This window comes from Campylobacter sputorum subsp. sputorum (genome assembly GCF_008245005.1).
Taxonomy (GTDB): Bacteria; Campylobacterota; Campylobacteria; order Campylobacterales; family Campylobacteraceae; genus Campylobacter_F; species Campylobacter_F sputorum.
Window position 1 is genome coordinate 665,835 of record NZ_CP043427.1, and the last position, 23,415, is coordinate 689,249.

The window sequence follows — 23,415 nt, forward strand, 5'->3', positions numbered from 1 at the left end:
AAAGGAGATTAAAAATGAAAATCACAAAAAAAGATATGATTTACGAGGGAAAAGGTAAAAAAATGTGGTCTGTTAATGAAGACCAGGATTATTTGATAGCTGAATTTAAAGATGATTTAACTGCTTTTAATGGTGAAAAAAAATCAAGCGAGAGTGGTAAAGGTGCGTTAAATAATAAAATAAGCACACAGCTTTTTAAACTTCTTGAATCAAACGGTATAAAAACAGCTCTTGTTGAGACTATAAGCGATACTGAACAAGTTGTTAGAAAATGTCAAATAGTTCCACTTGAAATTATTGTAAGAAATATAGCCACAGGCTCTCTTACAAAAAGACTTGGTATAAAAGAAGGCACAGTGCTTCCATTTTCTTTAGTTGAGTTTTGTTATAAAGACGATGATTTGGGCGATCCGATACTAAATGATGAGCATTGTATAATACTTGGCGCCGTAAAAACTCAAGATGATTTGGAAAAATTAAAATCAATAGCTAGAAAAATTAACTCAATACTATTTAAATTTTTTGAAGAAAAAAATCTTAAATTAGTTGATTTTAAGATAGAACTAGGTGTAGATAAAGATGGAAATATCCTTTTGGCTGATGAAATAAGTCCAGATAGTTGTCGTTTTTGGGATGCTACAACAAATGAAAAACTAGACAAAGATAGATTTAGACAAAACATTGGCAATGTAAAAGTCGCTTATGAAGAAGTTTTGAGAAGAATTTTATCTTAAGGTTTGTAATGAAAGTAGTTGTAAATGTAAGATTAAAAAGCGGAGTTTTAGATCCACAAGGCAAGGCAGTAGAGCATGCTCTTGCCTCTCTTGGTTTTGATAGCATAAATAGTGTTAGGATTGGCAAGCAAATAGTTTTAGATGTAAAAGAAGCAGATGAAAACGATATCAAAAAAGATATAGAAAAAATGTGCGAAGAACTGCTTGCAAATACAGTTATAGAAGATTATGAGATAGTATTATGAAAGTAGCCATTATAAATTTCCCAGGCACAAACTGCGAGAGAGACACAAAATACGCTTTTGATAAACTAGATTGTCAAACTGAAATTTTGTGGCATAAAGAAGATAGCATAAATGCTGATTTGGTAGTTTTACCTGGTGGATTTAGTTACGGAGATTATCTAAGAACTGCAGCTATTGCTAAATTTAGTCCTATTATGAAAGCTGTTGTAGAACATGCTAAAAAAGGTGGTTATGTTTTAGGAATTTGCAATGGCTTTCAAATGTTACTAGAGTTAAAGCTTTTAGATGGAGCAATGAATAGAAATATAGGTCTTTCTTTCATATCTAAGTTTCATTATCTTAGAGTTGTTAGTAATTCAAATAAATTTCTTTCTAAATTTAACATTAATGATATTTTAAATATTCCTATAGCACACGGCGAGGGAAATTATTTTGTTGATGAATATAGCTTAAAAGCTATGTATGATAACGAGCAAGTTTTGCTTAAATACTGCGATGAGTTTGGAAATTCGCTAAATCCAAATGGATCAGTTGATGATATTGCTGGAATTTGTGATAAAAATAAAAAGATTTTTGGTCTTATGCCCCATCCTGAAAGAGCCGTAGAAAAGATTCTAGGAAGTGAAGATGGTATAAATATGCTAAAAGGACTCTTATATTGAGATTTTTTTTAGTATCTATACTTTTCATATCAACTCTTTTTGGCGAACCTAGTGTATTTGATATGTTTAATGAGGCGTTATCTAAAGAAAATACTCAAAAGGATGAAAAAGATACAAAAATTTTAGATCTTTTTAAATCTACACAAAAAGATTCACAGGCAGATAAAAAAACGCAACAAAACAACCAAAATAATCAAATTAGCGTAGAAGAGATGCAAAGCGTAGCTCCAACTGATGAGGTAAATTTAAATTTAAAAGATGAACAAATTTACGAAAAAGTTGAACCAGTTAAAATAAATTTAAATGTATTAAATATGCCAAAAAGCGTATTGCAAAATGAGATTTTTAAATTTGATGTTATCGCAGATATTAGCGATAATATAGATATATCTATGCATACAGACATAACAACATCATCAAATTTAGAAATTTTAAATCCTAATTTTGAGTGGATTGATGTAGGAAATGGCAAGTATAAAGCTACAATTTGGTCTGTGATAAAAAATAGCTCAAATTCTAACATAAACTTAAAACTAACTTTAAATAAAAATGGCGAATTTTATCAGTCTGCTTCTATATCTCCGCAATTTCCAAAGATAAGCATATTAAATACAAATTCAAATTTCTCGCAAATAGTTGCAGACGATTTGAAGATTTTGAAGTATAAAACAAGTCATTTTGATGATAAAAATTACATAATGGTTGTTGAAGCAAGAGTAAAAAACGGCGATTTGTCGCTTTTTCATTTAAACAATAAACACATAATAAAGCAAGGCGTTGATTCTATAAAAGGCGATTATAGCAATCAAAGTGCATTTTATTTTGTAACATTTGACCCTGCTTTAAAAAGCTTGGATTTTAACTACTACAATACAAAATCAAAGAAATTTGAGAACTTCTCTTTGAAAGTTGAAGTTGAAGGCGATGATATAAGCACTCAAATAGGATTAAATCCACAAGAAAGCGAGTTTAAATTTTATAAAGATTTGCTTGTGTATTCTTTGATACTTTTCTTTGCTGCTATGTTTGTGTGGAAAAGAAAGTATTATATGCTTGTTTTAAGCGTTCTTTTTATAGCAATTGCCATTTATAGCTATAATCCTTTTGGTAAAGCAACACTTATGGCAAACTCAAATGTTCAGATTATCCCAACAGAAAGATCTACTATTTTTTATATATCAAAAAATAATGAAAGCGTAAAGATACTTGGTAGCAAAGATGATTATAAAAAAATCCTTATGAAAGATGATCAAATAGGATGGGTAAAAAGTGAAACTTTGGTTAAAAATTAGAGCTTTTATTTATAGTGTTGAGTTTATTCTCTCTGTGTTATTGGTTATACTACTAATGAGTATATTTAGAAAACATAATCATAAAATAAGACTCATTTGGGCTAAATTTCAACTCGCTTTTATAGGCATTAAAATAGATTTTCATGGTAGTTTTGACAATAGTGCAAATATGATTTTGATGAATCATCAAAGTTTGCTTGATATCATAGTTTTAGAAAGTATTTATCCAAGAAATTTAAGCTGGATTGCCAAAAAAGAAATAGGGGAAATTCCCATAATAGGGCTTATTTTAAAACTACCAAAAATGATACCAATTGATCGTAAAAATCCAAGATCTATAGTAGGGCTTTTAAAAGATGTAAAAGATAGATTAAATGATGGTAGAATCATAGCTATATTTCCAGAAGGAACAAGGAGTAGGGGAGATAAACTTCTTAAATTTCAAACTGGTGCTAAGGTTTTAACTCAAAAACTAAGCTTAAGCGTCCAACCCATCGTTCTTGTAAATACTAGAAAAATTATGGATAGTCAAGGTTTTAAGTTAAGCAAAGGAACTATAAAAGTTATAGCTCTTGATAAAGTTGATACTAGCGATGAAAATTGGCTTGAAAAAACTAGGGTAAAAATGCAAGAGTGTTTAAATAAAAATATATGAATATAGCTTCATTTTTTGCTGTTGGATTTGGCGGTTTTATAGGCGCTGTGCTTAGATTTTATGTTGGTATTTTATGCATTAAGCTTTTGCCAACATACTTTTATTTTTCTACTTTTATAGTAAATTTAATATCTTCATTTTTTATAGGATTTTTTCTAAGTTTTCTTATATCATCAAATTTAAAAAATTTCATAATTGTTGGAATTTTGGGTGGACTTAGCACATTTTCCACATTTAGTTACGAAAATTTTATATATTTACAAAATGGCGAATTTATGAAGTTATGTATAAATATCTTTTTAAATGTTTTATTGTGCCTAACTTTTTGTTATATAGGAAATTTCGTCGCTAAAGCATTTTGCATTTAAAAGATACAACGCTTTTATCAATAAAGCCATTTATCGGCGTTTAAAATAAACTAGAATTTACACGCAAGTTTTTAGATTAAGCAAGAGTTTTTTAGAGATAGCTTTAAGCTATCTCAAATTTATCTGAAATTATGTTCTGTTCCGAAGTATTTTTCTAAAATTTTCTTAAGAGCCTTTGTTTGAACTGACTCTTTTGGAGAGTTATTTAGTATATCCTCATAATCATACATTCTCTCATAGTAGTCGTTTGTATCTTGATTGTTTATTCTCATCATAGCACTATCGATACTTGCTCCTACAAATACACCTTTATTATCACTACTACTTCTTATATATGTTGCAAGTTCTCCCATCTCGTTTTTATAGCCACTTCCAACTCCATTTACAAAAGTTGCATTTGCATTTGCTTCTAGTGTTATTTGAGAGTCAAAAAAGTTTTTAAATGATCTTGATGTGTAAAATAGCATTATAACATCGCTTGATTGATATCCAAGTTGCAAACCAAGTCCAGCACCTCTATAGTCAAAAAACAGAGGAGAAGACCAAGTGTGATCGTGATTTTTCATCACAAAAATTCCTTTTCCACCTTGAAAAGATAGCACCGCACCACCTTTTTCAAGTCCAGGTATAATCGCTATGGCTCTTACATTTTTCATATTTTTACTATTTGGAGTTATTTTTTTATCAATTGCAAAATCTTGCAATAAATTTGTAGCTGCATATACTCTTTGGTTTTGAACTATATCAGCGTTTAAAAAACTAACTAAAAATGTGGCTATGAGTAAAAGTTTTTTCATTTTAAATTCCTTAAATCATATTTGTGTGTGATTATACACTTTTTTGCTTAATTTTTAGATAAATTTAAGCAAACTTTCATCACATTTGTAATACAATTGCTGAGCATTTTATATAAGAGTATGTAAGATGAAATTTATATTAAGGAGAAAACCATGAAAAAAGGTTTTACTATGATTGAGTTGATCTTCGTGATCGTTATTTTAGGTATTTTAGCAGCAGTTGCTATCCCAAGACTTTCAGCAACTAGAGATGATGCTGAGGCTGTAAAAGCAGCTACAAATCTTTCAACTATTATAAGTGATTTAGGTGCTTATTATACTTCCCAAGGGGCTTTTTCTAGTGAGTTATCGCAAATGACAAATGTTCAACTTACAGCAACACAAAAGGGTGCTGATGATGGCGATGGTGCACAAGGAAATTTGGCAGCAGCTGGAATTGATTGTCTTAAAGTTGTATTACATAAAGAAAATCCTATAAATGAAACTGTAGTTAATAGTGGTAAACCAGCTTATATAGCAGTTACAGCTCTAAATACCGACAAACCTATGTGTAAAAAAATTCATAGTATGGGATCAATTGATAAGATTTTAAAAGGTAAATTTAGTTATTCAGGTGTCACAACTGCTAAAACGAGTAGCAAAGCTGCCGTAATAGGCAATGTTGAAAGTAATTTAGGAGAGTTTGCAGTAAGTGGAATGGGTGTTAAATTCTAATTTATTATTAGAAATTTTATAAACACTACAAGCCCCTTTTTAAGGGGCTTTTTAAATTTAAAATATAAAATCCTTTTTCTATAAGAATTCCTAAATATTTTTGTATAAAAGTTTCAAATTTTTCTAAATTTATTTAAATTTATAAAAATCAATATTTTAATTTATTTTGACTAAAATTAAATTTTACTACTTCTAATTAATCTAATCAATGTGAGGGAAATTTTTGTTTTTTGTGATTATGGAGGAGTTTAGCAACCGCTATTTTAGCACAAATATATTGCTGTAAATCCTTAAAGTTACTTACAAAATTTTATTTTATAAAAAACTAATCAAAAAGCTCACTATGACTTCCTAAATCAACAAGAGTTAATACTAAAATCTTATTTTCTTTTCTATAAATTAGTAAAAAATCAGGTCTTATATGGCATTCTTCGTGGTTTTTATATGCTATGATTTTTATATCTTTTATCTAAAATTTCACCATTTGTTAACATATTGACGACTTTTTTTAACTCATTTACTAAGTCTTTATCGTGTTTTATTTTTTTAAAAGATTTTTTGAAGTTTTTTGTATATGCGACTTTAAATTTAGTCATTTTCTAGCTCATCAAAAAGCTTATCAATGTTTGTGTAAAATTTAAATTTACTAGGATTTTTTATAATTTCATCACTTTGTTTTATAGCTTCTAAAAGCTCATTTGATGGATTTGTGATAATCTTATAAGACTTAGTTAACTTTTGATTTATAGCATTTAACATAGCAATCAAACTTGCGTCTGCATTTGGTATGGTTATAATCATATTTTTCCTTTTTTTGCTTTCATTATACTAAATTTCTTTTAAATTATTACTTTAAATTTGTGTATTACGCAATGGAATTTAAGGTAAGTTTTATTATAATAATTGGTTTAGATGATTTCAAAGTTTTAATTTAGATAATTGCAAAAATAGATACAAAATATAGCAAGGCAGGGAATTTGATTTTTAAAGATTACACAATCTTGTTTAGAAATTTTGTTAATTTAAAAGCAAAATTTATGGAAAATTAAATGATTTCAATTTCGTTTTTTATCTTATCTTTACTATTTTTATTTTTTGTAAAACATAAATTTATTAAGATTTTTGGGGTTGCTTTTTGCTTTTTATTTTGCTTAGTTAGTATTTTTAATGTCTTATTGTTTCACTACACTGGAAGTTACTTAAATTTTGGAAATTTAAATATCTTTTTAATTAGCATTAAAGGAGCACCACTTTTAAGTTTTTATAAACAGATTTTATTTATTTTAGCCCTTGTTTTTGCTACTGTTTTATTTAGTGTTATAGTTTGTAAAAGAGTTAATTCTTTTAAAAAGAGTTTTAAATTTGCAAATATTTTGTGGGGAATTTCCGTGGTTTTAGCCATTTGTTTTAATCCGCTTACAAACTCGCTTTTGCAAATGTATATAATCTTAAACTTTCAGTATCATCCAGCTTTTATTAAGAAATTTAGTGAAATTTATAAAAAGCCAGTTTTTCAAAAACCTTTAAAAAATAAAAATATAGTTTATATTTATTTGGAGAGTTTTAGTAGAAATTTCACTACTAAATTTGAAAACTTAACGCCAAATATCAATGCTTTATCAAATAGACTTGAATTTTCTAATATAAATCAAATAAATAATGGTGCTAGTATTACATTAGAGGGACTTTTTGCAAGTGCGTGTGGTTATCCTTACTCTGTTACAATATATGGCGAAAAAAAAGAAAAATATACAGATTTAATGGGAGCTAAACCAAATTTTAAAAACTCAAATATGATTTGTGCAAATGAGCTTTTAAAAAAGCTAGGGTATTATACTTATTTTATAAAAGGTGCTAGTTTAGAGTTTCAAAACACAAGAGGGTTTTTAGAATATATGAAGTATGATGAAATGCAAGGCAAAGAAGAGCTCTTAAAAAGAGGTGCGAAAAGCTTAAACGAGTGGGGCGTGGATGATGATGAAATGTTTGAGTTTGCCTTTGATGACTTTTTAAGACTTTCTCAAAGTAAGGATAAGTTTTTGCAAGTTGTATTAAATGTAGGAATGCATGTTCCAAGTGGCTTTATCTCAAAAAAATGTGAAAATTTAAAATACCTTGATGGCTCAAATTCTATGCTAAATGCTGCTAAATGCACTGACTTTTTGATTGGAGAGTTTGTAAATAAAATCAGGGCTTCAAAATACTCCAAAAATACAATCATAGTTATGCAAAGCGATCATTTGTTGCCTTATAGTGTCGTTGATGGAATGAGTGATGAAAAAATGGGAGATTTTAAACTATTTTTTACGATTTTGGATGATGATATAAATGGCACAAAAATAGTGCAAAATTATGGTTCATCGCTTGATACTTTTACTACTTTTTTGGGCTATATGGGGATAAGTGATGAGATGAATTTGGGTAGAAATATCTTAAAAGAAAAGTCAATCAACAAAAGTATCCCAGATCTATTTTATCAAGGTGCAATGATGATAGGCGATAGCGTAGAGTATAAGTAGTTTTAAAAACAAAGCTATCTTAATCTTTTCTCTCTATCTTTATAATCGATCATTAGATTTTTTATAAATTCATAAAATTCTTTTTTATGATGTGGATATATTAGGTGCGTTAGCTCGTGTAAGATGACATACTCTATCAAATCCGCATCTTTAAAAATCAAATTTAAATTTAAATTTATATAACCTTTTTTGGTATTGCAACTTCCCCAACGCGTCGACATTTTGCGTATGCAAATGCGGTTTATGGGTTTTTTGATATGTGGTTTGTATAAATTTATATAATGCGTAAAAATTTCTATAGCTTTTTGTTTTAGAAATTTTTCTAAATTTGCTTCATTTTTGGTTATTAAAGTGTCTTTTATAAACTCTGTTTTTTTAGTATTTTCATCAAATTTAAGGTTATAAATTTCACCTAAAAAGCTAATTTTATCCTTTGGTAAAAGATTTGATTTTATTTTTGATAAAGTTTTTTCTAGCCACTCTTTGTGTTTGTTTAGCATTTCATAGACTAAATTTTCATTGAAATTATAGGGGATATTAAGCGAAATTTCGCCAGTTTTACTAACTTTAAGTCGTGCGTATTTTATCTTTTTTATCGTTATGAAAATTTCAAAGTTATGAAAATTTATACAAGTCTTTTGTTTTGCCATTTTTTACTTTTCCATCTATAGGTATTTGCAAGTCCTCTTAGCCATTCATCACAAGCAAAACCAATCCAAACTCCTAAAATTCCCATTTGCATATAGATTCCAAGAAAATATCCAACAGGCAAAGAAACTCCCCACATAAAAATTATCCCCATTAAAAAAGGAAATTTTGCGTCACCACTTGCACGAAGAGAATTTACCATCACGATATTTAAAGTTCTGCCAAGCTCTAAAACAAGGCTTAGATAAAATAGTGGTCTCATTATATTTTTTAGCTCGTCATTTAAGTGGTATAGATTCATTATAAATTCTTTTGCTAACAAAACTATACACAAAAATATCGCCGTGCTAAAAATACCAACTTTAAGTGCAAGAAATGCTTTTTTGTATGCTAAATTTAGCTCATTTGATCCAACAAGCCTTCCTACTATGACTTCGTTTGCTATACTTATGGCACTTCCTCCAAAAAATATAAAAGCCGAAATTTGAAAGTATATAGTCTGAACGCTTAGCGAATTTTCGCCCATACTTGCTACAAAACTAAAAGCAACTAGATACTGACCTATCCAAAGCAGATTTTCGCCAGCACTTGGCATACCAACTGAGAGTATTTTTTGCAGTATAGAGAGTTTAAATTTAAAAAGCATTGCAAAATAAAATTTAAGTCCTATTATCCCAAATAACACAAAACACAGCATAAAAATACCGATAAATCTACCAAAAGCTGTTGAAATTCCAACTCCAAGTAGCCCAAGATGAGGCATACCAAAAGGCTCGAATAAAACTATAGCGTTTCCTATAATGGTTATTAAATTTATTATGATAGAAACTACTAAAATATGCATTGTATAGCCATAAACCCTAATTATAGTTGATATTAGTATGGCTATGGCATCTATGAAAAATACAACAGATAATGCCCTTAAATAATGTGTCGCATCTACTAAAAGTATGTCTGGGATGTTTAAAAGATGAAGTATTTCTTTTGAGAAAATAAAAACCAAAATGCCACAAATTAAGCCAAGCAGAGCATTAAAAGATATACTTATATGAGTTGCTTTTAGTGCAATTAGTTTCAAATTTGCCCCGAGTGCTTGAGCTACAAAAACAGAGCACCCAACAGCTAAAAAACTAAACACAGTTACAAAAAGGCTAAAAATTTGATTTCCAGCTCCCATAGCTCCAACTAAATTTACATCTATAAGGCTTATCATATATGTATTTATGATTATAGTTGCAAGCTTTAAAATCATATCAAGATAGATTGGAAAAGCTAATTTGCTAAGAGAAAAAGTTTTCAAGTTTCATCCGTAAAAATGAGGTAAGAGCTAATTTTATCAAAAAAGTTTAAATTTAAAGCCTATTTGAGAGCCAACACCTTCTTTACTTAGTATGATTAATGAAATATCGTGAAGTTTAAGCATAAATTTAACTATGTAAAGCCCCAATCCAAAAGAGTTATTCCAGTTGTTTTTATTTACGCGGTAAAATTTCTTTGTGACGAGTTTTATCTCATCTTGTGGTATGCCTATCCCTTTGTCAATAACCATAAATTTACCATTTTTTATCTCTATTAAAATATCGTCTTTTGAGTATTTAAGTGCATTTTCTACTAAATTTGCTATAACTTGCTCTATCATAGTTTTATCTGCATTCATAATGCTGTTATTATCGCTATTTATAATTATATTTCTATTTTGATATTTTTCTTGCAGACTTTGAGTTACTTCTTTTGCAAGTTGAGATATATCAAAATCCGTCTTTTTTATATTTATCTCTTCATCTTCTAAATTTATTTTTAATCTATCTATAAGATTTGTTAGTTTTATGCAGTTTTTTTCTATCTTGTTTGTAAATTTATTTTTTGTTGCTATGTCCATATTTGGATCATTTTGTATAGTTTGAATACTAGCTTGAATTATCGCAATTGGGTTTTTAAACTCGTGTGATATTGAGCTTAAAATTGCTTCAAGTTGCATATTTCTAAAGCGAATTTTGGCTGATTTTTTTCTATTTTTTTTATCCTTTTCTTGTAATTTTTCTTTTGTTAAATTTAAACTATCATATAATAGTTTTAGGTCGGTACTTTTTGTGTTTTCTAGAGCTACATTGTAATTGCTTTGTGAAATATTGCTTAAAAAGTCAATTATTTTATATATCTCTTTTTCTATGTGCGTTTGAAAAATTTTATATATGATAAAAAGAACTATAAAACATATAGAAGCTATGTTAAAACCTTTCTTTGTAAAAAGACTCATATCTGTTTTTGTTTGCTTTTTTTCTGAGGTAATTAATATGTTGTATTTTTTGTTTTGCAAATAAAATCCAAGCATTTGTTTGGAATTTGGATTTAAAAATTCAAATATCTCTGCGGTTTTTAATTCTTTTATAAAAACTATATCTTTTAAGCTTTTATCGCTTAATACAATAGGCGAGTTTTCCTTATCGAAAATTCCTATATTTAGCTTTGTTTGTGCTGATATATAATCTATAAATTCTTGATTTAAATTTAAGCTTTCGTGATTTAGAATTTTGGAAATATTTGTAATTTTTTGTTGCTGTGAAATTTCCGTAGTATCTTTTTGGGTCTTGTATGAAAAAAATGTATATGTTCCAAATGTGATAAGAAAAATGATGAAAAAATTAGCTAAAAAAAGATGATTTATTTTTAGCACAAAATATACCCCTCGCCGCGGATGGATTTGATATAATTTTTATTTTTATTCGGATCTATTTTTTCTCTTAGTCTTTTAATGGCTATATTTACTGTTTTATCGTTGGTATTTTCGCCATCCCATATAGTTTGAAGTAGGTAATCTCTGCTTAAAACTACATTTTTATTTTTGATAAGCTCTATTAGTAAATTTAGTTCAAGTTTGGTAAGCTCAATATGTTTATTTTCAATTAAAATTTCTCTACTTTGAGTATCTATGAAAATATCTCTATGCTCGTATATTTTGGAGTTTTTTGAAGTTCTTTTAAGAAGAGCTTTTATGCGGGCGATAAGTTCTTCTATATTAAAAGGTTTTGTTATGTAATCATCTCCACCAGCGTCAAATCCTTGTAATTTTTCATTATTGGTTGTTTTTGCACTAAGAAAGATAACTGGAATAGTGTAGTTTTTTGCTCTTAATTCCCTTACAAAATCACTTCCTTCTATACCTTTTAAATTTCTATCTACTATAAGAAGATCAACATTTTCTTCGTTTAAAAACTTTTCTACCTTTGTAGTATTTAAAAATCCTACTACTTCATAACCAGCTTTTTGAAGATTGTATTCTAATAAATCTATAATGTCTTCTTCATCATCAATTACTGCTATGAGTTGTTTCATAAGGCGCTCCTAAATTTATGTATTTTATCTAAAATATGTTTAATTATTCAATAAAGCTAAATTTAGTGCAAATTTAGTGCTTTTTTTATACAATGTTTTAAATTTAAATAAGGTAAATAAGTGGCGATAATCGACATTATAGACGGAAGTAAAAAATTTGGTTCAAAAGTTATTTTAGATGCGATAAATTTTAGTATAAATGATAAAGAAAGAATAGCAATAATAGGCAAAAATGGTGGCGGAAAATCCACTCTTATGAAAATATTGTGTTCTATTTACAGCCTTGATGATGGTAGAGTTATAACTCAAAATGGTATAAATATACAGATGTTTTCTCAAAACCCAACTTTTGATGAAAATATGAGCATAAAAGAAGTTTTAAAAAAAGAGTTAGATGAAATTTTTGAAGCTAGAAAAGAGTATGAAAAAACTTTACATCTGATATCAGAAAATCCAAATAATAAAGAATTTTTAGCAACCGCTGATATGCTTATGAAATTTATAGAAAGCAAAGATGGTTGGAATATAGAAAATAAAATTCAAAGAGTGCTTGAAAATTTTAAACTAAAAGAATTTGAAGATAGATCTATAATGAGCCTAAGTGGTGGCGAGATAAGGCGTGCTGCACTTGGCGCATTGATACTAAAAAAACCTGATGTAATGCTACTTGATGAACCTACAAATCATCTTGATGTTTATATGGTTAAATTTTTAGAAGATATGCTTCTTAACTCAAATCAAACTATAGTATTTATCTCTCATGATAGATATTTTATAGATAAGGTTGCAACTAGGGTTGTGGAGATAGAAGATGGTAAAATCACAAGTTTTAGTGGTGGATATAGTAATTATTTGATTAAAAAACAAGAAATACTTGAATCTTTAGCAAAAACTCATGAAACTCTTTTAAAACAGCTAAAAAGCGAAGAAGAGTGGTTAAGAAGAGGCGTAAAAGCAAGACTTAAAAGAAATGAAGGTAGAAAACAGCGTGTTTTTGCTATGAGAGAAGAGGCAAAGAAAAATCCTGGCATAATACGAAAGGTTAAACTTGAGCTTCAAAGAGCTACTCAAAATTTTAATCAAAGCTCTAGCCAAAACCGCAAAAAAATGCTTTTTGAATGCAAAAATATCTCAAAAACTCTTGGCGGAAAAAACCTTATAGATGATTTTAGTACTAGAGTTTTACAAGGTGAGAGAATAGGCATAGTTGGTAGAAATGGAAGCGGTAAAAGCACACTTTTAAAGCTACTTTTAGGAGAACTTGAACTAGATAGCGGAGAGATAAAAAGAGGAGATATAAATATAGGATATTTTGATCAAACAAGGCGAAATATAGATGAAGATAAAAGTTTGATAGAAAATTTTTGCCCAAATGGTGGCGATCACATAATGGTAAAGGGTCATTTTATGCATGTTTTTGGGTATCTTAAAAATTTTTTGTTTCCTAAAGAATTTTTAGATCAGCCAGTTAGTACATTAAGTGGTGGAGAAAAAAACCGCTTAGCACTGGCTAAACTTTTCACAAAAGAATACGAATGTTTAATCCTTGATGAGCCTACAAACGATCTTGATATTGCTACCATAAATATACTTGAAGATTATTTGCTAAATTTTACAGGTGCAGTTATAATAGTAAGTCATGATAGATATTTTGTAGATAAGTTATCAACTAAACTTTGGGTTTTTGAAGATGGCACTATAAATCAAACTCATATGGCTTATAGTGAGTATTTAGAATATGAAGATGAGTTAAAAGAGATAGATGAGATTTCATCAAATTTACAAAATGAAGAGGTAAAACAAAAGCAAAAATCAAACGCAGTAAAACTTAGTTATAAGCAAAATAAAATTTTAGAAGAACATCCTGCTTTGATAGAAAATATAGAAAACAAGATAAAAGAGCTAAATCATGCACTATCTACGCCTCAAATTTATCAAGAAATAGGGCTTGAAAAACTATATAATGAGCTTGAATATTATAAAAAACAGCTTGAAAAGCTAGAAAATGAGTATTTTGAAGTTTTAGAGTTTAAGGAAAATTTATCTTGAAAAAATTACGAATTTGCATAATTCAAACTGATATAATTATGGGTAAAAGCGATAAAAATTATCATAATATAGTTAATAAAATGCAAGATGCAATGAATGTCAAACCAGATGTCATAGTTTTGCCTGAAACGCTAAATTTGGGCTTTTTTCCAAAAGAAAATTTATATAATCTTGCTGATAAAAATGGCGAAAAATCAAAAGAAATTTTTGGAGAATTTGCTAAAAAATATAGCGTAAATATCGTAGCTGGAAGTGTTATAAATTTAAAAAATAACAAAATTTACAATACAAATTATAGCTTTGATAGAAATGGAAATGTTATAAACGAGTATGACAAAATACACCTTTTTACTCCATCAAAAGAGCATAATTACTTTGAAAATGGCGATAAAATAAGTTATTTTTACATAGATGGCATTAAATGTAGTTGTTTTATATGTTATGATTTGAGATTTCCGGAGATATTTAGAATAGCTGCTTTAAATGGCGTTAGTATCGTTTTTTTACCAGCCCAGTGGCCACTTAGCAGGAAAAATCATTTGCAAACATTGATAAAAGCAAGAGCGATAGAAAATCAAATTTTTATATGTTCATCTTGTGCTTGTGGGGGAGTATATGGAGGTATTTTAAGCGGACACTCAATGCTTGTAAATCCGCTTGGCGAGGAACTTATGAGTTTTGATGAAAAAGAAAATATACAAAGTTGCGATATAAATTTAGATGAAATTTTAGCAACAAAAGAAAAAATGAATATATTAAATGATATTAAATTTAAAATCTACGACAGCTTTTTGCCATAGATTTTAAATTTTTAAGTTATTTTTCTACAGCTTCTACTTCTACTTGAATTTTTACTTCATCGCCAAGCATTACTGATTTTTCGCCAACTCCAAATTCTGTTCTATCTATCTTGCCTTCTAAAGAAAAGCCTATTTTGTTTTTACCATTTGAATCTTTTGTGATACCGCCAAACTCATAGTCCAAAGTTACAGGTTTTGTTATATTTTTTATAGTCAAATCGCCTTTTATTTTTCCCTCGTCGCTTCCATCTGCTATAAATTCTTTCATAACAAATTTCATATCAGGAAATTTGTTAGCATCAAAGTATTCAGCACTTCTTAAATGATCATCTCTTTTTTGTGTACCTGTGTCTATAGATGTTATTTTTATAACTGCATCCATTTTAAGTGGTTGTTTTTTTGATTCATCAAAATCAATTAACGCATTAAAATCAGTAAAATCGCCTTTTACATTTGAAATTTGCATATGTTTGATTTTAAAACCAACAGATGTGTGTGCATTATCTAGGCTGTATTGAGCAGCAAATAATGCAGAGCTTGCAAAGAAAGCTGTTGTAATAAAAGCTAGGAGCATTTTTTTCATTTTTTATCCTTTATTAATAAATTTTATTAATCATATATAATTATTATAAACAAAAATTAATTTTTATATCAATAATCTATAATTTTATTACAAATTCAAATAAATTTATATAGAATGCATATAAAAAAGGATTTTTATGAAAGTAGCAATTATCATGTATGATAAGATGAGTTTACTCTCTTTTTCTCAAATTTATGAGTTTTTTAAGAGAACAGATATAGCTTCTTTGAGTGTTGATTGTTGTGCTTTAAAATATGAGATAATAGACGAGTTTGGATTAAAAATATTGCCAGATATCCACTCTGAGTCTCTTGATGGATATGATATAGTTGCCGTTCCTAGTGGTATTGGTGCTATGTCTTTAAGATATGATGATATTTTTTTATCATGGATAAGAAGTGCTAGAAAAGCTAATTTGAAAATTTCTTGTGATATGGGTGCGTTTATATTTGGTGCTGCAAGAATGCTTGAAAATAATCAAGTATGTATAAGAGCAGGGTATATGAATGCTTTAAAAGAGTATTGTAATCCAAGCGATGGAAATGATTGTTTTTGCAAGGATGTATTTTCTTTTAGCGAATTTAATGATGATGTTATGTTTAAGCTTGAAAATTGCTTGTCTGAACTAATCTAAATTAAAATGGTGCCCGAGGTCGGACTTGAACCGACACAAGGTTGCCCTTACTAGATTTTGAGTCTAGCGCGTCTACCAGTTTCACCACTCGGGCTTTTTAAAAAGTAAATTATGATTTTACTTTAAAAGATATAAAAGTTTGTTTAAATTTATAAAATTTCAAACAGATATTCTTCTTTGTGTTTAATTTTTTTGATATCTATTAGTTGTAGGTTTTGGAAATTTATCTTACCTAGCTCATTTAGATTTTGTAAATTTGCTATAGCAATTTGCCTTAGAGTTTCTCCTCTATAATGCTTTGCAAAATGGCTTACAACTTTGCCATTTTTTATAAATTTAAATGTAATATAAGGTTGTTTTATAGTATAAAAATTTTCATAAAAACTAGCTCTAAGGTCTATTATTTCGCTATTTTCTAAAAATTTATCTATTGATGGTGAAAATTCTTCATTGTAAAATTTTTCAACTCTAAAATCTCCTATCTTTTCGCCTTGTTTTATTTTATAGTTTGGTATCTCATCTCCTAGTCTTATAAATCCAAATAAATTTGAAAAAACAAAGACATTATCATCTATATATTTTTGGCATTTTTTATCTAAATTTTTGTATCTTAATGCGTCGTAAGCAACACCACTATATCTTAAAACCGCTTTTATGACACCTTGTTTATAGATGTCATTTTTTAACTGATTTATATCATCAAGTTTTTTTAAACCAAACATTTTTGATAATTTTTCATCACTAGCAGTATTTATAAATTCGCTATATTTGTCTATGACAAATTTTCTCTTATCAAAAAGTTCTTCAAATATAAAAGACTTTTTGCTTATAAATTTTTGTTTAGATAGTGTCGTTTTGGTTTCGCTTGGCGAAAACAGAATTTTTATCATGGCTTGTCCTTTGAAGTTATTATATCAAAATAAATTTTTTAAAATTTATGTCGATATAAAAAATAGTGAAAATATTTTGGAACTAAAATTGCTTAACTTATATTAAGTTGTATTTACAAGGATGAAATATGAGAATTACAAATCAATTAACAAATACAGAAGTGCTAAGAAACTATCAAAATAGCGCTAGTGCGATAAATAAATTTAACGCTAAATTAACAAGTGGTTTAGAGATACAAAATTCATACGATGATAGTAGTGTTTATGTTGATGGCGTTAGACTTGATTATGAAATTTCAACTATAGATCAAGTTTCTGAGGCAGCAAAAAAGGCCATTCATTACTCAAAAAATTCAGATAAAGCTCTTCAGGAATTTGTAAAACAGCTAGAAAATTTTAAAGTAAAACTTATACAAGCTGGAAACGAATCACATTCTTCCACTTCGCTCGGTGCTTTAGCAGATGAGCTTCAAGGTATCAAAAATTTCCTTGTTGATATAGCAAATACATCAATAAATGGTCAGTATCTATTTTCAGGTTCAAGTGTAACAACAAAACCAATTGGTCAAAATAACGCATATATGGGAAATAATGAAGAGGTAAAAGCAGTTGTTGGCTCTCATACAACCCTAGCTTACAATATACCAGGAGAAACTATCTTTTATGGAACAGATAGTGATTATTCTAAACATATCACAACAAACATTAAACTTACTGATAAAAGCGACGATGAAAATATAAAACATTTAACAGCAGACAGTAAAATAATGCATTTGATTGGAAAAGATTATAAAGTAGATAGGAAGCTAGAAACTGTCATGGATTTTACAGATAAAAATAAATATCAAAATACTGTTTTTTATCTTCAAGGTGTAAAGCCAAACAATGAGAGTTTTAATGCAAAATTTGAAATGACTTCAGATGCTAGTATGCAAGATTTGATGGATAAGATAGGCGAAGAGTTTGGTAATACTAAAAATAACAAAGTAGTAGATGTTTATTTAAATAAAGATGGTCAGATAAATATTGTTGATTTGAAAAAGGGAAACCAAGCGATTGATTTTTATATGGTAGCAGCTACTCAGCAAAGTGATGATGTAAATGTTATACCGGCAGGAACTAGCGGAATAGCCGGTAATGCAAACACATTAGAAGAATTAGAACAGTTAAAAAACGATCCTAAAAATCATCTTTTAATAACGGAGTTTATAACCAGTAATTATACAGATAGCACTGGGGCTAAAACAAATGCTTTTGATTACGATAAAGTTAGATTTCAAAATAACGGGAGCCATGTTACTGGAACTATATCTCAAACTTTAAACTCAGATAGTAGTTTTGCAAAAGATACAACCAAACTTAGTGAAGTTGCAGCAGGAGAGATGGTTGGTTCAAAGTTAGAAATGAAAGTTAGTTCAAAATCTGGTAAAGAATATACCATAACACTTGATTTTACAGATAAAGATAATGCAAAGGTAAATTTTAAAGGAGATGGAATCGATAGTACAACTCCTATTTATCACGGAGAGTGGAAAAATAACAAATTACCAAAAAATTTTGGAGATTTGCAAGGAATGCAAACTCCAGTAGAAGAAGTAACATTTAAACAACTAAACGACATTATAGCAATGGCTGTAAGTGATAATATACCAGCTGATGGGGCTACATTTGATGAATACAATAAAGCTATAGATAATACAAAAGGTAGCGTTGAGGTTAGTATGGATTATAAGGGTAGAATTGATATAAAAGATATGACAGATGCTACAAGTAAAATAAAATTAAGTTTGTATGACCCAAATGGTGGAAACTTTACAGCAGTTGGGACAACTACGAGGGGTCCAAATTTTACATTTTCAGCAAATAATGCAATTACGATAGATGAGCCAAGTAATGATATATTTAATGATTTAGATGAGATGATAAAGGCTGTTAGATTTGGTTATTATAGATCAGATACTAATAGTGATGATCCTAGAAATGCTGGAATTCAAGGAGCTTTAAAAAGGATAGATCATATAAGCGATCATGTTATAAAAAGTCAAACAAAACTGGGTTCTATGACAAACTCACTTGAAGCAACTCAAACTAGAGCTCAATTTATGAAAGTAAATGTTTCTGATATAAAAAATGAGCTAATAGGTGCTGATTATGCTGAAACATATATGAAAATGACACAACATATACTTTCTTATCAAGCAATGCTTCAAGCAAGTGCAAAGATACAACAACTTAGTTTGTTAAATTATATGTAATGAAAAATTTGTTATAATCCATCTTTTATTAAAAAAGGATTGATTATTTTAAGAGAGAGTGTATTAACTTTTGTAGTTTGTTTTTTGATATTTTTTGGCGTAGCTACGATATTGCCTGATTCTTCATTTGTTGGGATATTTGGCAATATCATCGGCAAATACAACTACAAACTTTTTGGGCTAATTTGTTATATATATCCGTTTTTACTTATAGTTCTTGCTATATATTTTCGTAAAAATTTCAAAGGATTTAATCTTAGATTTTTTGAACTTATTATAGGTATTTTGTTGCTATTTTTCTCATTTTTGCTTTTTCAAGGAAATTTTATAAAAGATCCATATAAAGTTGGTGTGATAGGCTATTACTCTATGCTTGGACTTAGGGATTTTGTTGGAACAATAGGCGGTGTGGTATTTAATATAATGATATTTATCATTTCGCTTGTGCTTATTTTTGAAGAAAATATAGTAGTGATATTTAAAAATGCTTTTATAGAGCCTGTAAAAGGCTTAAAACAAGATAACAAAACAAAATTAAAACAGCCACATATAAAGCAAAATAATAATAAAGAATGCGAGATTGTAAATGAAGTTAAAAGCGATGATGAGTTTGTTTGTGTAGATGACACTAGTGAAATTTTAGATGAAAGCAGTTTAAAAGAAGAGGAGCAAACAGAAAAAGATTTATCTCAAAAAGAAGAGAAAAAAACTTCAAAAACTATAAAAAATGTAGAACTTGTAAATGAAGTAGCTGAAAATAAAAAACTTCTTGATGAGCTTGAAAAAGGTAATGTGGAAAAACCAAATGATTTCTCTTTGCCTCCGCTTAGTTTTTTAAAAGATCCTCCTAAAAAAACACAAAGCATCAATGAAGCTGAAATCGATAGTAAAATTTCTGATCTTTTAGATAAATTAAAAAGATTTAAGATAGACGGAGATGTCGTTAGAACTTATAGTGGACCTGTTGTTACGACATTTGAATTTAAACCAGCAGCACATATAAAAGTTAGCAAAATTTTAACGCTTCAAGATGATTTGGCAATGGCACTTAAAGCTAAAACTATTCGCATACAAGCTCCAATTCCTGGTAAAGATGTAGTTGGTATAGAAATTCCAAATGATAACATACAAACTATATATCTTAAAGAAATTTTACAAAGTGATATATTTAAAGATGCTTCTAGCCCTCTTACTATAGCACTTGGTAAAGATATAGTTGGAGATCCTTTTGTAACAGATCTTAAAAAATTACCACATCTTCTTATAGCTGGAACAACTGGAAGTGGAAAAAGTGTTGGTATAAATGCTATGCTTCTTAGTTTGCTGTATAGAAATAGCCCAAAAACTTTACGCCTTATAATGATAGATCCAAAGATGCTTGAATTTTCTATCTACAATGACATACCACATCTTTTAACACCTGTAATAACTCAAGCAAAACAGGCTATCACAGCTTTATCAAATTTGGTAAATGAGATGGAACGTAGGTATAAAATCATGAGCCATACAAGAACCAAAAATATAGAAAATTATAATGACAAGATTAAAAAAACAGGCGGAGAAATTTTTCCTTATATAGTGGTTATCATAGACGAGCTTGCGGATTTGATGATGACAAGTGGAAAAGATGTAGAGTTTTATATAGGCAGACTTGCACAAATGGCAAGAGCAAGTGGAATTCATCTCATAGTTGCAACACAAAGACCAAGTGTTGATGTAGTAACTGGACTTATAAAAGCAAATTTACCATCTCGTATAAGTTATAGAGTTGGTCAAAAAATAGATAGTAAAGTTATACTAGATCAAATGGGAGCTGAGAGTTTATTGGGTAGGGGCGATATGCTTTTTACTCCGCCATCAAGCACTGGACTTATAAGGCTTCATGCACCTTTTGCCAGTGAAGAAGAGATAGAAAAAGTAGTTGAGTTTTTAAAAGAACAACAAGAAGTTGTTTATGATGATAAATTTCTAAAAGATAGTGATGATGATTCTTCTGGACTAAGCGGTGGTTCTGGTGTGGTAGATGGTGAACTCGATGAGCTTTATGAAGAAGCAAAAAATATCGTTCTTAGTGAAGAAAAAACTTCTATTAGTTATATACAAAGAAGACTTAGGATAGGTTACAATAGAGCTGCAACTATCATAGAACAACTTGAAAATATGGGTGTTTTAACAGCCCCAAATTCAAAAGGTCAAAGAGATATTATTAAATGATAATTCTTAAAAAATAAATCTAATTTAAATATATCTATATTATATAAATTTAATTTTGTTAAAATTATAACTCCAAATTTATAAATTTTTATCATTAAAGGGTTAAAATGAAAATAGGAGTTAAGCTAAATATCGCAATTGCTGGTATAGTTGTGTTGTGTATGTTTGCGTTTTCGGCGTATTATAAAAGTATAATATTTGAAAACAAAAAAGCAGATTTTCAAAATTCCATAGATACAACACTTGAACAAACAATAGGTATCTTAGATATATTTCACAAAAATAATCTATCATTAGCTAAGGGTATGTTTAATTCATTTAAATCTACTTTGGGAGAATTTGAATTAAATCCATCATTAACACTAAATGTTAAGGGTGTAAATGTCCCAGATATGCTTATGAATGATAAAAGTGTTATAGAAAATTTTGAAATAGTAGATAACTTTACAAAAGCATCATCAAGTGTTGCTACAATTTTTGTATTAGACGATAATGGGGGGGGGTTCGTAAGGGTTACAACTTCTCTTAAAAACGAAAATGGTGAACGAGTTTATGGAACTAAACTAGACACAAATACTCAAGCTTACAAGTCTTTAATGAATGGAGAAGATTACTTCGGTTTAGCCAATCTTTTTGGAAGAAATTATGTGGTTGGATATTCCCCTATCTACAATACAAATAAAAAAATTATCGGTGCAAGTTTTATAGGATTTGATTTTACTGATGGCTTAGAAACTATCAAAAAACATTTCATAAATTCAAAAGTAGCAAAAACAGGACAATACGCCATAGAACGCAAAATGCCAAATGGCAATATAAAAAACATAGTAAATAGCTTTGAACCTAAAGACGGATATATATTTTCTAAACATAGATTTGATGAATATTCTTGGGATATCACAGCATTTGCTCCTATTAGCGACTTTGAAGCTGATGTAAATGAGTTAAATTTTATATTTTATATAGCTATTTTAGTGGTTACTATTATCTTGATTATCGCTACAAGTTTGCTTAGTAAATTTGTAATAACAAATAACCTAAATGTATTATATAATCAAGCAAAAGAACTAAATAGTGATGATGGCGATTTAACTAAGAGGGTAAAAATATCATCAAAAGATGAGATAGGAAATGTTGCTCGTGAATTTAACGGCTTTATAGAAAAAGTTGGTGGTATTGTTGCGTCTATAAAAGATAGTTCATCAAAAAATTCAGACATTTGTAAGAATTTATCTAATATATCAAATGAAACAAAAACCGTAGTAGAGCTTAACTCAAATTCACTAAACGAGAGTTCAAAATACATAAATCAAAGCTTAGATTCTATGAATGCAAATACGCAATCTATGAATGAAATTTCAAATAAATTTTTAGAATTAAACAAAGATGTTTCAAATATGAATACACTTATGAAGCAGTTTTCTAATGATATAAATTTGGTTTCTCAAAATGAAAATGAAGCAACGGCTAAATTTATAGAACTAAAAAATCAAGCAAATGAGATAAAACAAGTTTTAGAAATCATAAGTGATATTGCAGATCAAACAAATTTATTATCATTAAATGCAGCCATTGAAGCAGCTAGGGCTGGTGAAGCAGGAAGAGGATTTGCAGTGGTTGCCGATGAGGTTAGAAATTTAGCTGAAAATACCCAAGCTTCACTTGATAATATAAATGAAAAAGTAAGTGCTGTTATAGCAAGCATAAATGAATCAAGTAAAACTATAGAGCAAAATAGCGCATCATTTGCTGGAGTTATGAGTAAATCGGAAAATATCATAAATACAATCAACAATGTTTCAAATGAACTTAACATTACAATAAAAGAAAATGATGAGTTGGCTAAGAATTTTAAACTTTCTATCGATGGAATTTATAACGATATTTTAAAACTAAATGAAGTTGTAAAAAACAACGCAAAAACAGATATGGCTGTTGAAGATATGAATAGTCAAATAGATACTTTAAACAAGATAAGCTCAAATTTAGATTCAAAACTTTCAACTTTCAAAGTTTAGTCTTT

The 23,415-nt window shown here is 28.7% G+C and carries 23 protein-coding genes, 1 tRNA gene and 2 pseudogenes; 15 read left to right on the forward strand and 11 right to left on the reverse strand.

Translation table 11 applies throughout. The features are described 5' to 3' along the window. The first annotated feature begins 14 nt into the window (after window positions 1-14). From purC to CSPT_RS03345, 6 genes are read left to right on the forward strand one after another with little or no spacing between them, the layout of a single operon-like run. Window positions 15-734, forward strand: coding sequence for a phosphoribosylaminoimidazolesuccinocarboxamide synthase (gene purC, locus CSPT_RS03320; RefSeq protein ID WP_267254467.1), 720 nt, complete (start codon window positions 15-17; stop codon window positions 732-734). 8 nt (window positions 735-742) lie between these two features. Next, entirely contained in the window at window positions 743-979 is a 237-nt protein-coding gene (gene purS / locus CSPT_RS03325) for a phosphoribosylformylglycinamidine synthase subunit PurS (RefSeq protein WP_089182297.1), read from the forward strand. Further along, window positions 976-1,641 (forward strand): phosphoribosylformylglycinamidine synthase subunit PurQ, encoded by a 666-nt coding sequence (purQ, locus tag CSPT_RS03330; RefSeq protein ID WP_089182298.1) that lies wholly within the window; start codon window positions 976-978, stop codon window positions 1,639-1,641. The genes purS and purQ overlap by 4 nt, the downstream gene beginning before the upstream one ends. Then, on the forward strand, window positions 1,638-2,933 hold the full coding sequence (locus CSPT_RS03335) for a hypothetical protein (protein ID WP_089182299.1): 1,296 nt from the start codon (window positions 1,638-1,640) through the stop codon (window positions 2,931-2,933). The genes purQ and CSPT_RS03335 overlap by 4 nt, the downstream gene beginning before the upstream one ends. Beyond that, window positions 2,911-3,588 (forward strand): lysophospholipid acyltransferase family protein, encoded by a 678-nt coding sequence (locus CSPT_RS03340; RefSeq protein ID WP_235610082.1) that lies wholly within the window; start codon window positions 2,911-2,913, stop codon window positions 3,586-3,588. The genes CSPT_RS03335 and CSPT_RS03340 overlap by 23 nt, the downstream gene beginning before the upstream one ends. Continuing rightward, window positions 3,585-3,956, forward strand: coding sequence for a fluoride efflux transporter FluC (locus CSPT_RS03345; RefSeq protein WP_089182300.1), 372 nt, complete (start codon window positions 3,585-3,587; stop codon window positions 3,954-3,956). The genes CSPT_RS03340 and CSPT_RS03345 overlap by 4 nt, the downstream gene beginning before the upstream one ends. A gap of 119 nt (window positions 3,957-4,075) precedes the next feature. On the opposite strand, the gene CSPT_RS03350 is transcribed toward CSPT_RS03345, so the two are convergent. Continuing rightward, complete coding sequence (locus CSPT_RS03350) at window positions 4,076-4,753, reverse strand: lipid-binding SYLF domain-containing protein (RefSeq protein ID WP_089182301.1); 678 nt, start codon at window positions 4,751-4,753, stop codon at window positions 4,076-4,078. Window positions 4,754-4,906: 153 nt separating this feature from the next. Between CSPT_RS03350 and CSPT_RS09375 the strand changes: the two genes are divergently transcribed. Further along, window positions 4,907-5,467 (forward strand): type II secretion system protein, encoded by a 561-nt coding sequence (locus tag CSPT_RS09375; RefSeq protein ID WP_089182302.1) that lies wholly within the window; start codon window positions 4,907-4,909, stop codon window positions 5,465-5,467. Between the two features lie 325 nt (window positions 5,468-5,792). Here the strand turns inward: CSPT_RS09375 and CSPT_RS09410 are convergent, their stop codons facing one another. Genes CSPT_RS09410 through CSPT_RS03370 form a run of 3 tightly spaced genes read right to left on the reverse strand, consistent with a single transcriptional unit; the run spans window position 5,793 to window position 6,268 of the window. Beyond that, window positions 5,793-5,936, reverse strand: a complete 144-nt coding sequence (locus CSPT_RS09410; RefSeq protein WP_089183306.1) for a type II toxin-antitoxin system mRNA interferase toxin, RelE/StbE family — start codon at window positions 5,934-5,936, stop codon at window positions 5,793-5,795. Next, window positions 5,908-6,063 (reverse strand): type II toxin-antitoxin system mRNA interferase toxin, RelE/StbE family, encoded by a 156-nt coding sequence (locus CSPT_RS09335; protein WP_089182303.1) that lies wholly within the window; start codon window positions 6,061-6,063, stop codon window positions 5,908-5,910. Before CSPT_RS09335 ends, CSPT_RS09410 begins: the two co-directional genes overlap by 29 nt. Continuing rightward, window positions 6,056-6,268, reverse strand: a complete 213-nt coding sequence (locus CSPT_RS03370) for a hypothetical protein (RefSeq protein ID WP_033915554.1) — start codon at window positions 6,266-6,268, stop codon at window positions 6,056-6,058. The genes CSPT_RS09335 and CSPT_RS03370 overlap by 8 nt, the downstream gene beginning before the upstream one ends. Window positions 6,269-6,516: 248 nt before the next feature. Here CSPT_RS03370 and CSPT_RS03375 point away from each other — a divergent pair, with 248 nt between their 5' ends. Next, a complete protein-coding gene (locus CSPT_RS03375; protein ID WP_089182304.1) occupies window positions 6,517-7,986 on the forward strand; it encodes a sulfatase-like hydrolase/transferase in 1,470 nt (489 codons plus the stop codon). 14 nt (window positions 7,987-8,000) lie between these two features. Here CSPT_RS03375 and CSPT_RS03380 read toward each other — a convergent pair whose 3' ends face one another. From CSPT_RS03380 to CSPT_RS03395, 4 genes are read right to left on the reverse strand one after another with little or no spacing between them, the layout of a single operon-like run. Then, complete coding sequence (locus CSPT_RS03380; protein WP_089182305.1) at window positions 8,001-8,636, reverse strand: M48 family metallopeptidase; 636 nt, start codon at window positions 8,634-8,636, stop codon at window positions 8,001-8,003. Next, the gene (locus CSPT_RS03385) at window positions 8,612-9,934 is read right to left on the reverse strand and encodes an MATE family efflux transporter (RefSeq protein WP_255410832.1); all 1,323 of its coding nucleotides are present in this window, start codon (window positions 9,932-9,934) and stop codon (window positions 8,612-8,614) included. Before CSPT_RS03385 ends, CSPT_RS03380 begins: the two co-directional genes overlap by 25 nt. Before the next feature lie 36 nt (window positions 9,935-9,970). After that, window positions 9,971-11,308, reverse strand: coding sequence for a sensor histidine kinase (locus CSPT_RS03390; protein ID WP_089182306.1), 1,338 nt, complete (start codon window positions 11,306-11,308; stop codon window positions 9,971-9,973). Continuing rightward, window positions 11,302-11,967 carry a response regulator transcription factor gene (locus CSPT_RS03395; protein ID WP_089182307.1) on the reverse strand — a complete coding sequence of 222 codons (666 nt, stop codon included), beginning with the start codon at window positions 11,965-11,967 and terminating at the stop codon, window positions 11,302-11,304. Before CSPT_RS03395 ends, CSPT_RS03390 begins: the two co-directional genes overlap by 7 nt. A 120-nt stretch (window positions 11,968-12,087) precedes the next feature. Between CSPT_RS03395 and CSPT_RS03400 the strand changes: the two genes are divergently transcribed. Both CSPT_RS03400 and CSPT_RS03405 read left to right on the forward strand, forming a co-directional pair. Continuing rightward, complete coding sequence (locus tag CSPT_RS03400) at window positions 12,088-14,016, forward strand: ABC-F family ATP-binding cassette domain-containing protein (protein WP_089182308.1); 1,929 nt, start codon at window positions 12,088-12,090, stop codon at window positions 14,014-14,016. Then, window positions 14,013-14,816 carry a carbon-nitrogen family hydrolase gene (locus CSPT_RS03405; protein WP_089182309.1) on the forward strand — a complete coding sequence of 268 codons (804 nt, stop codon included), beginning with the start codon at window positions 14,013-14,015 and terminating at the stop codon, window positions 14,814-14,816. Before CSPT_RS03400 ends, CSPT_RS03405 begins: the two co-directional genes overlap by 4 nt. 16 nt (window positions 14,817-14,832) lie before the next feature. Here the strand turns inward: CSPT_RS03405 and CSPT_RS03410 are convergent, their stop codons facing one another. Next, window positions 14,833-15,399 carry a YceI family protein gene (locus CSPT_RS03410; protein ID WP_089182310.1) on the reverse strand — a complete coding sequence of 189 codons (567 nt, stop codon included), beginning with the start codon at window positions 15,397-15,399 and terminating at the stop codon, window positions 14,833-14,835. Window positions 15,400-15,535: 136 nt separating this feature from the next. Between CSPT_RS03410 and CSPT_RS03415 the strand changes: the two genes are divergently transcribed. Further along, a complete protein-coding gene (locus CSPT_RS03415; protein ID WP_089182311.1) occupies window positions 15,536-16,033 on the forward strand; it encodes a helix-turn-helix domain-containing protein in 498 nt (165 codons plus the stop codon). Between the two features lie 7 nt (window positions 16,034-16,040). On the opposite strand, the gene CSPT_RS03420 is transcribed toward CSPT_RS03415, so the two are convergent. Both CSPT_RS03420 and CSPT_RS03425 read right to left on the reverse strand, forming a co-directional pair. After that, window positions 16,041-16,127, reverse strand: a tRNA-Leu gene (locus tag CSPT_RS03420). Between the two features lie 55 nt (window positions 16,128-16,182). After that, on the reverse strand, window positions 16,183-16,923 hold the full coding sequence (locus tag CSPT_RS03425; protein WP_089182312.1) for a YaaA family protein: 741 nt from the start codon (window positions 16,921-16,923) through the stop codon (window positions 16,183-16,185). A 128-nt stretch (window positions 16,924-17,051) separates the two neighbouring features. Between CSPT_RS03425 and CSPT_RS03430 the strand changes: the two genes are divergently transcribed. From CSPT_RS03430 to CSPT_RS09465, 4 genes and pseudogenes are all read left to right on the forward strand, one after another. Beyond that, window positions 17,052-19,178, forward strand: coding sequence for a flagellin N-terminal helical domain-containing protein (locus tag CSPT_RS03430; protein ID WP_089182313.1), 2,127 nt, complete (start codon window positions 17,052-17,054; stop codon window positions 19,176-19,178). Between the two features lie 111 nt (window positions 19,179-19,289). Further along, window positions 19,290-21,392, forward strand: coding sequence for a DNA translocase FtsK (locus CSPT_RS03435; protein ID WP_418229783.1), 2,103 nt, complete (start codon window positions 19,290-19,292; stop codon window positions 21,390-21,392). Window positions 21,393-21,553: 161 nt separating this feature from the next. Then, window positions 21,554-22,546 (forward strand): annotated as a pseudogene (locus tag CSPT_RS09460) (Cache 3/Cache 2 fusion domain-containing protein); the annotation flags it as partial. 354 nt (window positions 22,547-22,900) lie between these two features. After that, a pseudogene (locus CSPT_RS09465) lies at window positions 22,901-23,410 on the forward strand (methyl-accepting chemotaxis protein); the annotation flags it as partial. Window positions 23,411-23,415 lie beyond the last annotated feature (5 nt).